Raw genomic sequence first — 14030 nt, forward strand, 5'->3', positions numbered from 1 at the left:
CGGCAGATCCTGGAAGTCTATAATTCGCCCCACTTCCGGCGCAGTCGAAACGGAAAACTCCTTGGTAAACAAAGAGTTACGCGGTTTTCGGCAGCGAGTTGCTTCAGTTCATCGAAGCCCAGAAGGAGTTGCTAGAGTCGGTTTGTTTGGCCCTGGTAACGGTTCGATCCACTCGGTCGAAAGCGGTGTAAAACAGGTGTTGACAGCAGCGAGTAACGCTGTAGAATTCGCCTCCCGCCAACGAGTGATCGGAAGCGCCAAGTGGTTGAAGTTAAAAAGGAAACTTTGAAAACTTCTGAAAATAACCGCTTGACAGCAGCAGAGGAAAGCGTAGAATGCGCGCCTCGGTTGAGACGAAAGATCTTAACCAACCGCTCTTTAACAACTGAATCAAGCAATTCGTGTGGGTGCTTGTGGAGTCAGACTGATAGTCAACAAGATTATCAGCATCACAAGTTACTCCGCGAGAAATCAAAGATGTAACCAACGATTGCTGAGCCAAGTTTAGGGTTTCTTAAAAACCCAAAGATGTTTGAACTGAAGAGTTTGATCATGGCTCAGATTGAACGCTGGCGGCAGGCCTAACACATGCAAGTCGAGCGGCAGCACGGGTACTTGTACCTGGTGGCGAGCGGCGGACGGGTGAGTAATGCCTAGGAATCTGCCTGGTAGTGGGGGATAACGTTCGGAAACGGACGCTAATACCGCATACGTCCTACGGGAGAAAGCAGGGGACCTTCGGGCCTTGCGCTATCAGATGAGCCTAGGTCGGATTAGCTAGTTGGTGAGGTAATGGCTCACCAAGGCGACGATCCGTAACTGGTCTGAGAGGATGATCAGTCACACTGGAACTGAGACACGGTCCAGACTCCTACGGGAGGCAGCAGTGGGGAATATTGGACAATGGGCGAAAGCCTGATCCAGCCATGCCGCGTGTGTGAAGAAGGTCTTCGGATTGTAAAGCACTTTAAGTTGGGAGGAAGGGCAGTTACCTAATACGTGATTGTCTTGACGTTACCGACAGAATAAGCACCGGCTAACTCTGTGCCAGCAGCCGCGGTAATACAGAGGGTGCAAGCGTTAATCGGAATTACTGGGCGTAAAGCGCGCGTAGGTGGTTTGTTAAGTTGGATGTGAAATCCCCGGGCTCAACCTGGGAACTGCATTCAAAACTGACAAGCTAGAGTATGGTAGAGGGTGGTGGAATTTCCTGTGTAGCGGTGAAATGCGTAGATATAGGAAGGAACACCAGTGGCGAAGGCGACCACCTGGACTGATACTGACACTGAGGTGCGAAAGCGTGGGGAGCAAACAGGATTAGATACCCTGGTAGTCCACGCCGTAAACGATGTCAACTAGCCGTTGGGAGCCTTGAGCTCTTAGTGGCGCAGCTAACGCATTAAGTTGACCGCCTGGGGAGTACGGCCGCAAGGTTAAAACTCAAATGAATTGACGGGGGCCCGCACAAGCGGTGGAGCATGTGGTTTAATTCGAAGCAACGCGAAGAACCTTACCAGGCCTTGACATCCAATGAATCTGCTAGAGATAGCGGAGTGCCTTCGGGAGCATTGAGACAGGTGCTGCATGGCTGTCGTCAGCTCGTGTCGTGAGATGTTGGGTTAAGTCCCGTAACGAGCGCAACCCTTGTCCTTAGTTACCAGCACGTTATGGTGGGCACTCTAAGGAGACTGCCGGTGACAAACCGGAGGAAGGTGGGGATGACGTCAAGTCATCATGGCCCTTACGGCCTGGGCTACACACGTGCTACAATGGTCGGTACAGAGGGTTGCCAAGCCGCGAGGTGGAGCTAATCCCAGAAAACCGATCGTAGTCCGGATCGCAGTCTGCAACTCGACTGCGTGAAGTCGGAATCGCTAGTAATCGCGAATCAGAATGTCGCGGTGAATACGTTCCCGGGCCTTGTACACACCGCCCGTCACACCATGGGAGTGGGTTGCACCAGAAGTAGCTAGTCTAACCTTCGGGAGGACGGTTACCACGGTGTGATTCATGACTGGGGTGAAGTCGTAACAAGGTAGCCGTAGGGGAACCTGCGGCTGGATCACCTCCTTAATCGACGACATCAGCTGCTCCATAAGTTCCCACACGAATTGCTTGATTCATTGAAGAAGACGATAAAGAAGCAGCCCGAAATTGGGTCTGTAGCTCAGTTGGTTAGAGCGCACCCCTGATAAGGGTGAGGTCGGCAGTTCGAATCTGCCCAGACCCACCAATTTTGTGTGGGAAACGCCTGTAGAAATACGGGGCCATAGCTCAGCTGGGAGAGCGCCTGCCTTGCACGCAGGAGGTCAACGGTTCGATCCCGTTTGGCTCCACCACTAACTGCTTCTGAATTGTAAAGCTTAGAAATGAGCATTCCATCAAGCGATGGTGAATGTTGATTTCTGATCTTTTTGATTAGATCGTTCTTTAAAAATTTGGGTATGTGATAGAAAGATAGACTGAACGTTACTTTCACTGGTAACGGATCAGGCTAAGGTAAAATTTGTGAGTTGCTCTTTATGAGCAAGCATGCGAATTTTCGGCGAATGTCGTCTTCACAGTATAACCAGATTGCTTGGGGTTATATGGTCAAGTGAAGAAGCGCATACGGTGGATGCCTTGGCAGTCAGAGGCGATGAAAGACGTGGTAGCCTGCGAAAAGCTTCGGGGAGTCGGCAAACAGACTGTGATCCGGAGATGTCTGAATGGGGGAACCCACCTAACATAAGTTAGGTATCTTACGCTGAATACATAGGCGTAAGAAGCGAACCAGGGGAACTGAAACATCTAAGTACCCTGAGGAAAAGAAATCAACCGAGATTCCCTTAGTAGTGGCGAGCGAACGGGGACTAGCCCTTAAGTGGCTTTGAGATTAGCGGAACGCTCTGGAAAGTGCGGCCATAGTGGGTGATAGCCCTGTACGCGAAAATCTCTTGGTCATGAAATCGAGTAGGACGGGGCACGAGAAACCTTGTCTGAATATGGGGGGACCATCCTCCAAGGCTAAATACTACTGACTGACCGATAGTGAACTAGTACCGTGAGGGAAAGGCGAAAAGAACCCCGGAGAGGGGAGTGAAATAGATCCTGAAACCGTATGCGTACAAGCAGTGGGAGCCCACTTTGTTGGGTGACTGCGTACCTTTTGTATAATGGGTCAGCGACTTATTTTCAGTGGCGAGCTTAACCGAATAGGGGAGGCGTAGCGAAAGCGAGTCTTAATAGGGCGTCTAGTCGCTGGGAATAGACCCGAAACCGGGCGATCTATCCATGGGCAGGTTGAAGGTTGGGTAACACTAACTGGAGGACCGAACCGACTACCGTTGAAAAGTTAGCGGATGACCTGTGGATCGGAGTGAAAGGCTAATCAAGCTCGGAGATAGCTGGTTCTCCTCGAAAGCTATTTAGGTAGCGCCTCATGTATCACTGTAGGGGGTAGAGCACTGTTTCGGCTAGGGGGTCATCCCGACTTACCAAACCGATGCAAACTCCGAATACCTACAAGTGCCGAGCATGGGAGACACACGGCGGGTGCTAACGTCCGTCGTGAAAAGGGAAACAACCCAGACCGTCAGCTAAGGTCCCAAAGTTATGGTTAAGTGGGAAACGATGTGGGAAGGCTTAGACAGCTAGGAGGTTGGCTTAGAAGCAGCCACCCTTTAAAGAAAGCGTAATAGCTCACTAGTCGAGTCGGCCTGCGCGGAAGATGTAACGGGGCTCAAACCATACACCGAAGCTACGGGTATCACTTAGGTGATGCGGTAGAGGAGCGTTCTGTAAGCCTGTGAAGGTGAGTTGAGAAGCTTGCTGGAGGTATCAGAAGTGCGAATGCTGACATGAGTAACGATAATGGGTGTGAAAAACACCCACGCCGAAAGACCAAGGTTTCCTGCGCAACGTTAATCGACGCAGGGTTAGTCGGTCCCTAAGGCGAGGCTGAAAAGCGTAGTCGATGGAAAACAGGTTAATATTCCTGTACTTCTGGTTATTGCGATGGAGGGACGGAGAAGGCTAGGCCAGCTTGGCGTTGGTTGTCCAAGTTTAAGGTGGTAGGCTGAGATCTTAGGTAAATCCGGGATCTTAAGGCCGAGAGCTGATGACGAGCTAACTTTTAGTTAGCGAAGTGGTTGATGCCATGCTTCCAAGAAAAGCTTCTAAGCTTCAGGTAACCAGGAACCGTACCCCAAACCGACACAGGTGGTTGGGTAGAGAATACCAAGGCGCTTGAGAGAACTCGGGTGAAGGAACTAGGCAAAATGGCACCGTAACTTCGGGAGAAGGTGCGCCGGTGAGGGTGAAGGACTTGCTCCGTAAGCTCATGCCGGTCGAAGATACCAGGCCGCTGCGACTGTTTATTAAAAACACAGCACTCTGCAAACACGAAAGTGGACGTATAGGGTGTGACGCCTGCCCGGTGCCGGAAGGTTAATTGATGGGGTTAGCTAACGCGAAGCTCTTGATCGAAGCCCCGGTAAACGGCGGCCGTAACTATAACGGTCCTAAGGTAGCGAAATTCCTTGTCGGGTAAGTTCCGACCTGCACGAATGGCGTAACGATGGCGGCGCTGTCTCCACCCGAGACTCAGTGAAATTGAAATCGCTGTGAAGATGCAGTGTATCCGCGGCTAGACGGAAAGACCCCGTGAACCTTTACTATAGCTTTGCACTGGACTTTGAATTTGCTTGTGTAGGATAGGTGGGAGGCTTTGAAGCGTGGACGCCAGTCTGCGTGGAGCCAACCTTGAAATACCACCCTGGCAACTTTGAGGTTCTAACTCAGGTCCGTTATCCGGATCGAGGACAGTGTATGGTGGGTAGTTTGACTGGGGCGGTCTCCTCCTAAAGAGTAACGGAGGAGTACGAAGGTGCGCTCAGACCGGTCGGAAATCGGTCGTAGAGTATAAAGGCAAAAGCGCGCTTGACTGCGAGACAGACACGTCGAGCAGGTACGAAAGTAGGTCTTAGTGATCCGGTGGTTCTGTATGGAAGGGCCATCGCTCAACGGATAAAAGGTACTCCGGGGATAACAGGCTGATACCGCCCAAGAGTTCATATCGACGGCGGTGTTTGGCACCTCGATGTCGGCTCATCACATCCTGGGGCTGAAGCCGGTCCCAAGGGTATGGCTGTTCGCCATTTAAAGTGGTACGCGAGCTGGGTTTAGAACGTCGTGAGACAGTTCGGTCCCTATCTGCCGTGGACGTTTGAGATTTGAGAGGGGCTGCTCCTAGTACGAGAGGACCGGAGTGGACGAACCTCTGGTGTTCCGGTTGTCACGCCAGTGGCATTGCCGGGTAGCTATGTTCGGAATAGATAACCGCTGAAAGCATCTAAGCGGGAAACTAGCCTCAAGATGAGATCTCACTGGGACCTTGAGTCCCCTGAAGGGCCGTCGAAGACTACGACGTTGATAGGTTGGGTGTGTAAGCGCTGTGAGGCGTTGAGCTAACCAATACTAATTGCCCGTGAGGCTTGACCATATAACACCCAAGCAATTTGCTGACTCGAAAGGGCGCCAGATTGCGGTGTGTGAAGACGCAACAGTCGAAAGTTTGCAGCACTCACAAAAGCAGCACAAATCTATTACATACCCATTCGCTGGAGCGTGATCTCGCAAGAGAAGACGACCCGGCTACCGAATTTCTTGACGACCATAGAGCATTGGAACCACCTGATCCCATCCCGAACTCAGCAGTGAAACGATGCATCGCCGATGGTAGTGTGGGGTTTCCCCATGTGAGAGTAGGTCATCGTCAAGATTAAATTCCAAAACCCCTATCTGCATCTGCAGGTAGGGGTTTTGTTTTTTGCGCGCGATTCGTAGGCGCTGCCGCCAGGCTGCGATAAGGCCGGAACGGCCTTCAAAATAGGCTGCTCCTGCAAGTGTCGCATTACGGCAAGGCCGGTCAGGCGATTGGCCAGGATTTTCAATCACTGGCTGATCAACCGCTACCCCCCCCCAGTACTAAAGGAGGAGTCAATGAAAGCCAAAGGACCATTCCAGTCTGGCGTCGTTGCTTTAGGCTCAATCCCACGATCTAAAGATACCGGCTGCGATGGCCCATCAACCTCTGCATCTTAAAAAACCGTTCGCCTGAACACTTGATGCAGCACACGTCCCCGCTGAACTTCGTCAATGATGACAATCGGACGAGCCTCACAGCCTGCGATATGAGTAAAAAACCTCATCTGATTTCCGGGTTTCCAGAATAAAAGAGGATTTATCATGAGCAGCACCTTCTTCATCCCATCCGTGAACATGATGGGCATTGGCAGTCTTGACGAAGCCATGCTCGCCATCCGCAAATATGGTTTGCGTAAAGCCTTGATCGTCACTGACGCAGGCTTGGCCAAAGCCGGCGTGGCCGACAAGGTTGCCAGACTTCTGGCCCGGCAGGACATCAATTCCACCCTGTTTGATGGCGCCAAACCGAATCCGACGGTCAGCAATGTCGAGAAAGGCCTTGAGCTGCTTGGCCGCAGCGACTGTGATTTCATTATTTCCCTGGGCGGCGGTTCACCCCATGACTGCGCCAAGGGCATTGCCCTTTGCGCCGCCAACGGTGGGCACATCAGCGATTACGAAGGTGTCGATCAGTCCGCCAAGCCACAGATGCCGTTGATCGCGATCAATACCACCGCTGGCACCGCAAGTGAAATGACCCGCTTTTGCATCATCACCGACGAAGTCCGCCATGTGAAAATGGCCATCGTCGACCGCAACGTCACCCCACTCTTGTCGGTCAACGATCCTTCGCTGATGGCCGCCATGCCTAAAGGCCTGACCGCCGCCACCGGGATGGACGCACTGACCCACGCTATCGAAGCCTACGTGTCGACCGCGGCAACGCCGATCACCGATGCCTGTGCACTCAAGGCCGTGGAGTTGATCTCGGCCAACTTGCGCACCGCCGTTGCCACCGGTGACGACATGAACGCCCGGGAGAATATGGCCTACGCGCAATTTCTTGCCGGCATGGCCTTCAACAACGCTTCGCTGGGTTATGTCCACGCCATGGCGCACCAGCTGGGTGGGTTCTACGACCTGCCACACGGTGTCTGTAATGCGATCCTGCTGCCCCATGTCGCCAGATTCAACGCCAGCGTATGCCCGGCCCGGCTGAAAGACGTCGCCAATGCAATGGGTGTCGACACCCAGCATCTGGATGCGGAAAAAGGCGCCGCTGCGGCCATCGCCGCCATCCGCAAACTGTCTTCGGATGTCGGTATTCCGGGCGGCCTTGCCGAACTGGGCGCCAAGGCTGAGGACATCCCGACCCTGGCAGCCAACGCCATGAAGGATGCCTGCGGCTTTACCAATCCGCGTCCGGCCAATCAGGGCGAGATCGAGCAGATTTTTCATACGGCGATGTAAGTGACCTGAAGTTGCCGCCAGCCAAAAACAAAGCCCCGCCTTCGGTTGAAGCGTGGGGCTTCTTTTCGTCGCAGATTAAAAAGCAAAAGTCATCCGGACGCGGTCCGAACCTACGGCAGTCCAGGGCTTGGCGTTCACTCGGCGATTGCGTGGGCAAGCCACGCTGCAAATAAACCGGTAATTGTCTACCTGATACCTATAAGGGAACGCCACCCATGGCCGATAACCCGATGTGCAGTAGTCTCCCTACGCTGCCTGAATGCCTGGAAAACCCGTAGATCGAGCCTGATGCGTGCGGCAGGCAAGAGCAATTGCTGGTTTGTGTGAAAACGCTTGATAGCCTATGGCTACTGGCTATCATCTGCACGCCAAATGGGCAGCGAAGCTGAGCTGATCCCTGCATTTGTCATTGAGTTCATTTTCCTACTTGCCTGGAATCTTCGATGCTGGCGTACCACGAAAAAAGTTTTTTGATCGTCGATGATTTCTCTGATTTCCGCAGTTCAGTGCGCTCCATGTTGCGAGAGTTAGGGGTCAAGGATGTAGACACGTCCGACACCGGTGAGCAGGCGCTGCGCATGTGTGCGCAGAAGCGCTACGACTTCATCCTGCAGGATTACCATCTGGGCGACGGCAGAAAGAATGGTCAGCAGGTACTCGAAGACCTGATGGTCGAGAAGCTGATCAGCCATGAAAGTGTGTTCATCATGGTGACCGCCGAGACCAGCCAGGCGATGGTGCTCAGTGCCCTTGAGCATGAGCCGGATGCCTACCTGACCAAGCCGTTCAATCGATCGGGCCTGGCCCAGCGGTTGGAGAAACTGGTGCAGCGCAAGAATCTGCTCAAGCCGATCCTGCAGGCCCTCGACCGCGGCAAGCCCACCGAAGTCCTGGCGGCATGCGCGGCGCTCTGCAAGCAGGAGCCACGCTTTGCTCCGTTGTGCCTGCGTTTCCGGGCGGACGCCCTGCGCGACCTGAATCAGGACGAGGCCCTGGAGCGCTTTCTCAATGCAATCATTGCAGACCGCCCCTTGCCTTGGGCCTATGCGGGGTTGGGGCGGTTGCTGATCAAGCGCGGTCAGGTTGGCCCGGCCCGGACTCTGTACGAAACGGCGCTCAAGGCGTTCCCGATGATGCCGGCGCTCTACGACGGCATGGCGGATGTGCTGATTGCCCAAGGGGATTCCCGACGCGCACAGAGGGTGCTGGAGGAGGCTGTGCGTTTATCGCCGCTGGCTGTGCGCCGTCAATCGCTGCTTGGCAAGCTGGCGTTGGCTAACGAAGATTATGAAAGTGCCTCGAAAGCCTATCGCCAGGCGGTAGCCCAAGGGCAGCAGTCACGTTTTAAAGACCCGGAGAGCAACCTCGGTCTGGCCCAGGCGTTGATCAGCAAGGGCAGTGAGCGTGGGCTGGATACCCGGACCCGGCTGGAAATCAATCAGACCCTGAGCGAGGTGGCCAAGGAGAATGCCAGTGATCCGGGGCTGCAGGTGCGGGCGCGGCTGATGAAAGCCACCAGCTTGCTGATCAACGATGCCGAAACCGCCGAGAAACTGACTGAACAGGCGATGGCCCGGCTTGAAGGGATGGAGCAATTCATGAGCGCCGAGGCGGCGCTGGTGGTCGCCAGACAGCTCCAGCAATTGGGTCAGGCGCAGGCCAGCGCATCGATGCTGAAGAACTGCGCGGAAATCTACGGTGACGATCCGCTGGTGATGCAGGGGATTGCCAAGCTGACTGACGACCCGGCGATCCTCAATGCCGGTACCGCCGCAGCTGATCTGAATCGTCAGGGTGTGCGCAGTTACAAAGCGGGCACGCTGACTGAGGCGAGGGCACTGTTCCGCGGCGCGCTGTTGTTGCAGCCGAAAAACATCAGCATTGCCTTGAACATGGCGCAGTCGCTGCTGCACGGTGCCGATGCCAGTCTCGATAAGACACTGCTCGAAGAGTGCCGGGTCTGCCTGAAAATGGTCGGCCTGATGCCCGAAAGCGATGCACGTTATCCGCGTTACCAGAAGCTGCGAAGCAAGGCATTTGGCGAATGAACGACACCGACCAGGGGCTGGATTTTTCCACGGTGATGGCCTCCACCGTGCACGACATGAAGAACTCCCTGGCGATGCTTATGCTGACCCACGCTCAATGGCTCGCAGGCTTGCCTGATACCCAGCGACAAACCGCCGAGCAGGGGGTGATCGAGTATGAGTTCGCGCACCTCAATGGCCTGCTGGTGCAGTTGCTGGGGCTGTACAAGCTGGGCGTCAATCAGCTGCCGTTGCAGCCGGCCTACCACGAGCTGGATGACTTCATCGAAGCGCAGCTGGCTTGTCACCAGGACGTATTCAGCAGCCGAGGGATTGTCGCGCGCTATGAGGTCGATGACTTCAGCCCTCTGGGATTTTTCGATCGAGAGCTGATCGGTTCGGTGTTGGCCAACATCATCAACAACGTCATCCGCTATGCCCGCCGTGCCCTGTTGATCAGCGTCCGCGAGGAAGCCGGGCAGCTGGTATTGACCGTCAATGACGACGGGGACGGTTACCCGGAGCAGATGATCAACCGGCAGGCAGATTACGTACAGGGCATCAACCACAGCAGTGGCAGCACCGGCCTGGGCCTGTACTTCGCTGCCCGCATTGCGCAACTGCATCAGCGCAACGGCGTGTGCGGGCGGATCGAGATCGGCAACGGCGGTCCTTTGGGCGGCGCACTGTTCAGTCTCTATCTGCCCTGAGTGCCGTAACGGTCAGCAGCACTGCCGCATCACCTTCGGCGCATCCTGAATTATCGTTTCAGCCCTCACTGGATTGCATGGTTGTGCTTTATATCGCGGCTTTTCGGTCGTGCCTGCTTGAAATCCTGAACGGGTGGTGCGTATTTTGTACGGGTCGCCGTTCGCGGCTTGCACAACAACAACAAGGATTGAGTCATGACGACCGATGGCCACAGTTCACTCGCGCAGCGATTGACGGGCATTGATGAGATTGAATGTGTCACTCCGGATCTTAATGGTGTGCCACGGGGCAAGGTGATGACCGCCGAGGGTTTCCTCGAAGGGCGGCGACTGCAGATGGCGCGGGGTGTGCTGCTGCAATGCATCATGGGCGGTTATCCGCCGGCGCGTTTTTACGGCAGCGATGATGGCGATCTGGCGCTCAATGCCGATCCGAAACATATCTATCGCCTGCCCTGGAGCAAGCAGCCGCGGGCTTTGGCGATTTGCGATGCGGATGAGTTGAGTGGGGAAAGCTCGCGTCTATCGACTCGCGGTCAGCTCAAGGCGGTCATTGCGCGTTACGCGGCGCGAGGGCTGGCGCCGGTGGTGGCGACCGAGCTGGAATTCTTCGTGTTTGCGCCGAACACCGACCCGACTCAACCCTTCCTGCCGCCCGTGGGCCTGGACGGTCGCCGGGAGCAAGGTCATTCGGCCTTCAGTGTCAGTTCCAACAACGGCTTGCGGCCGTTCTTCAGTGAGGTCTATGAATGCATGGCCGCGTTGGGTTTGCCACGCGATACGTTCATGCACGAGATGGGCGTGAGCCAGTTCGAGATCAATCTGCTGCACGGCGATCCGTTGCTGCTGGCTGACCAGACGTTTCTGTTCAAGCACCTGCTCAAGGAAGTCGCGCTCAAGCATGGTTTGACGGTGGTCTGCATGGCCAAGCCGCTGGCGCATACGCCGGGCAGCTCGATGCATATTCACCAAAGCATTGTCGAGCTGGGGACCGGGCGTAATGTGTTCAGTGACGATGCCGGGCAGCCGACCGCGACCTTCCGGCATTTCATCGGCGGCCAGCAGGCTGGCATGGCGGATTTCACCGCGCTTTTTGCGCCGAACGTGAACTCCTACCAGCGCTTGTGCCATCCTTACGCATCGCCGAACAATGCCTGTTGGTCCCACGACAATCGGGCTGCGGGATTGCGCATTCCGGCCAGTTCACCAGTGGCGCGACGTGTCGAGAACCGCTTGCCGGGCGCCGATGCCAACCCTTATCTGGCCCTTGCCGCGAGTCTGGCTGCCGGGCTCCACGGTATAGAAAACCAGCTGGAACCGACGCCAGCGATCCAGGGCGAATTCGAGGTGCCGGAAAGTCTGTCGTTACCTTGTACCTTGCATGCGGCGCTCGAGCGTCTGAAACGTAGCCAATTGGCAAAGGAACTGTTTGGCAAGGAATTCATCGAAGGCTACATCGCTTCGAAGACCATGGAATTGACCAGCTTCTTTGACGAAATAACTCCCTGGGAGCGGCGTGTTTTAGCCGCCCAGGCATAACTGATCCGTCGCCCTCGGGCTATCGTTGTTGATAGCCCGATACTCACTGCAAGGAGCCGCTCGGAACGCCGATGCGCCAAATCTGGAAATCCTTTCGCGCGCTTTATTTCGCCTCGCTGATGATGCTTATCGGCTCGGGCTTGCTCAGTACGTACCTGGCGTTGCGCCTGGCTGCCGATCATGTCGACGGCCTGTGGGTCGGTGCGTTGATGGCTGCCAACTATTTCGGCCTGGTGCTGGGCGGGAAAATCGGCCACCGGTTGATTGCCCGGGTCGGGCATATCCGGGCTTATGCGACCTGTGCCGGGATCGTCGGCGCAGCGGTGCTGGGTCATGGGCTGGTGGATTGGTTGCCGGCGTGGCTGGTGCTGCGGATGATCGTCGGCCTGGGCATGATGTGCCAGTACATGGTTATCGAAAGCTGGCTGAACGAGCAGGCCGAAGCCAAGCAGCGTGGGCTGGTGTTCAGTGGCTATATGATTGCTTCCTACCTCGGGCTGGTGCTGGGTCAGTTGATACTGGTCATGCACCCGCAATTGGGCCTGGAGCTGCTGATGTTGGTCGCCTTGTGTTTTGCCTTGTGTCTGGTGCCCGTGGCCATGACCCGGAGGATTCACCCGGCACCCTTGCATCCGGCACCGATGGAGCCGCGGTTCTTTATCAAGCGAGTCCCGCAATCCTTGAGTACCGTGCTCGGGTCGGGGTTGATCGTCGGTTCGTTCTACGGCCTGGCGCCGCTGTATGCCTCCCAGCAGGGGCTTTCCACCGAACAGGTCGGTCTGTTCATGGGTAGCTGCATCTTTGCAGGTTTAGTGGTGCAGTGGCCACTGGGGTGGTTGTCGGATCGCTATGATCGGGCACTTCTGATCCGCTGTTTTGCGACTTTTCTAGCGCTGGCCGCATTGCCGCTGGCGATCATGCCGCAGGTGACGCTTGAGGTGCTGTTTATCGCCGGTTTCCTCTGCTCATTGGTGCAGTTCTGTCTTTATCCGTTGGCGGTGGCGTTTTCCAATGACCATGTCGAAGGCGATCGACGGGTGTCGCTGACGGCGATGCTGCTGGTGACTTACGGTGTCGGCGCAAGCATCGGGCCGTTGGCGGCGGGGGTGCTGATGAAGCTGTTCGGCAGTCAGATGTTGTATGCCTTCTTCAGCTTTTTTGCATTAGTGCTGGTGTGGCGCATTCGGCCTAAGGCTGTGACCAACCTGCACCAGGTCGAGGATGCTCCGCTGCATCACGTGGCCATGCCGGACAGTATGTCGAGCTCGCCTTTGGTGGCAGCGCTTGACCCCCGGGTCGATGAGCAGGTGGTGCAGGATCAGATGCAAAACTCGCCAAGTCCTGAGCCCGAACCTGAACCTGAACTTGAACCTGAGCTTGAGCTTGAGCTTGAGCCCGAACCCGAACCCGAACCCGAACCCGAACCCGATCCGGACTCGCCGCCTGAGGAACCTGGGGCGGATCACCCCCATGGTCTCAGTGCCGCAAGGCCCTAGTGGCCGGTGTGGCTAGTAGCGGCCACTAGAACGAAAAACGGGCAGTCACCGCGAGGGACTGCCCGTTTTCTATTGCGGCATCAGCTTCACATATCGTCTTTATCGAAGCGGCGTGCTTCACGCTGCAGCTGATAGACGAAACGCTCGACCTGTCGTTGCACCAGGCCGCTCATGTTGTGGAAGCGTACGCCGGCGAAGGTGGTGTCGATCCGCTCTTCGTAATGCAGGTAACGCAATTCGACCGGCGCGGTCATGTTGCCGAAGGGCAGGGCGGCGATGAAGCGGTCGTAGACTTCGCCGAGCTGCAGATGGCCGCAGATCTCGCCTTCAAAGCGCAACTTGCAGCCAGTCGCCGAAATATCCAGCAGCTTGCCATTGACCGGGACCTTGAGTTTTGCGCCGCCGAGCTCGATGTTGACCAGCTGCGCCAGCTTCAGTGCCGCGCGAAAGGCATTGCGCCGTTGGTGATAGACCACCTCGACAGGCATCGCGCCACGATAGCAGCGACTGCCATTGGCTTCGTCGATCGTCAGAGTGCCGTTACTGTCCCAGGCAATCCGCACGCCATCGTGGAAGCCTTCGACGCGAAATGCTTCGCCATTGAGCAGGAAACGTTCGCCATCGCGAGGAATCATTTCGTCCAGGGCAATCGTATTGCGGTCTCGATCGATTTCGACCAGATAGCTCTGAAAGCGCTGAGTGCGCTCGTGGAAGGTGATGATCAGTGGATCATGGCTCTCTTGCAGTAGCCGCAGGTTGGCGGCGATTTCCAAAGGAGTGGTGAGCACCTTCGGTGGCTGCGGAGCGTCTTCCGCGCTTAAGGCATTGAACACGGTTCATCAATCTCCAGACAAAATACCACTACACGCAATGAGCTGGCA

The 14030-nt window shown here is 55.8% G+C and carries 6 protein-coding genes, 2 tRNA genes and 3 rRNA genes; 10 read left to right on the forward strand and 1 reads right to left on the reverse strand.

Going from position 1 to position 14030, the window contains the following annotated elements; genetic code table 11:
- Positions 1–534 precede the first annotated feature (534 nt).
- The 10 genes from AC3IUA_RS07190 (at position 535) to AC3IUA_RS07235 (ending at position 13149) form a co-directional block, all read left to right on the forward strand.
- Positions 535–2073, forward strand: a 16S ribosomal RNA gene (locus AC3IUA_RS07190).
- Positions 2074–2156: 83 nt separating this feature from the next.
- Positions 2157–2233 (forward strand) — tRNA-Ile (locus AC3IUA_RS07195).
- A 30-nt stretch (positions 2234–2263) separates the two neighbouring features.
- A tRNA-Ala gene (locus AC3IUA_RS07200) sits at positions 2264–2339 on the forward strand.
- A 251-nt stretch (positions 2340–2590) separates the two neighbouring features.
- Positions 2591–5482: ribosomal RNA gene (locus AC3IUA_RS07205) — 23S ribosomal RNA — on the forward strand.
- 163 nt (positions 5483–5645) lie between these two features.
- Positions 5646–5761 (forward strand): 5S ribosomal RNA (gene rrf, locus AC3IUA_RS07210).
- The 16S, 23S and 5S rRNA genes sit together here with 2 tRNA genes alongside, the layout of an rRNA operon.
- A 467-nt stretch (positions 5762–6228) precedes the next feature.
- The gene (yiaY, locus tag AC3IUA_RS07215) at positions 6229–7377 is read left to right on the forward strand and encodes an L-threonine dehydrogenase (RefSeq protein ID WP_489359765.1); all 1149 of its coding nucleotides are present in this window, start codon (positions 6229–6231) and stop codon (positions 7375–7377) included.
- A gap of 443 nt (positions 7378–7820) precedes the next feature.
- Positions 7821–9425 carry a response regulator gene (locus AC3IUA_RS07220; protein WP_489359766.1) on the forward strand — a complete coding sequence of 535 codons (1605 nt, stop codon included), beginning with the start codon at positions 7821–7823 and terminating at the stop codon, positions 9423–9425.
- Positions 9422–10114, forward strand: coding sequence for a sensor histidine kinase (locus tag AC3IUA_RS07225; RefSeq protein ID WP_489359767.1), 693 nt, complete (start codon positions 9422–9424; stop codon positions 10112–10114). Before AC3IUA_RS07220 ends, AC3IUA_RS07225 begins: the two co-directional genes overlap by 4 nt.
- Positions 10115–10411: 297 nt before the next feature.
- On the forward strand, positions 10412–11653 hold the full coding sequence (locus AC3IUA_RS07230) for a glutamine synthetase family protein (RefSeq protein WP_489362263.1): 1242 nt from the start codon (positions 10412–10414) through the stop codon (positions 11651–11653).
- A 71-nt stretch (positions 11654–11724) separates the two neighbouring features.
- Positions 11725–13149: an MFS transporter gene (locus AC3IUA_RS07235; RefSeq protein WP_489359768.1), complete on the forward strand. Its 1425-nt coding sequence runs from the start codon at positions 11725–11727 to the stop codon at positions 13147–13149.
- Positions 13150–13235: 86 nt separating this feature from the next.
- Here AC3IUA_RS07235 and AC3IUA_RS07240 read toward each other — a convergent pair whose 3' ends face one another.
- Positions 13236–13982, reverse strand: a complete 747-nt coding sequence (locus tag AC3IUA_RS07240) for a flagellar brake protein (RefSeq protein WP_489359769.1) — start codon at positions 13980–13982, stop codon at positions 13236–13238.
- Between the last annotated feature and the right edge of the window lie 48 nt (positions 13983–14030).

Source organism: Pseudomonas sp. KH_050, assembly GCF_057838875.1.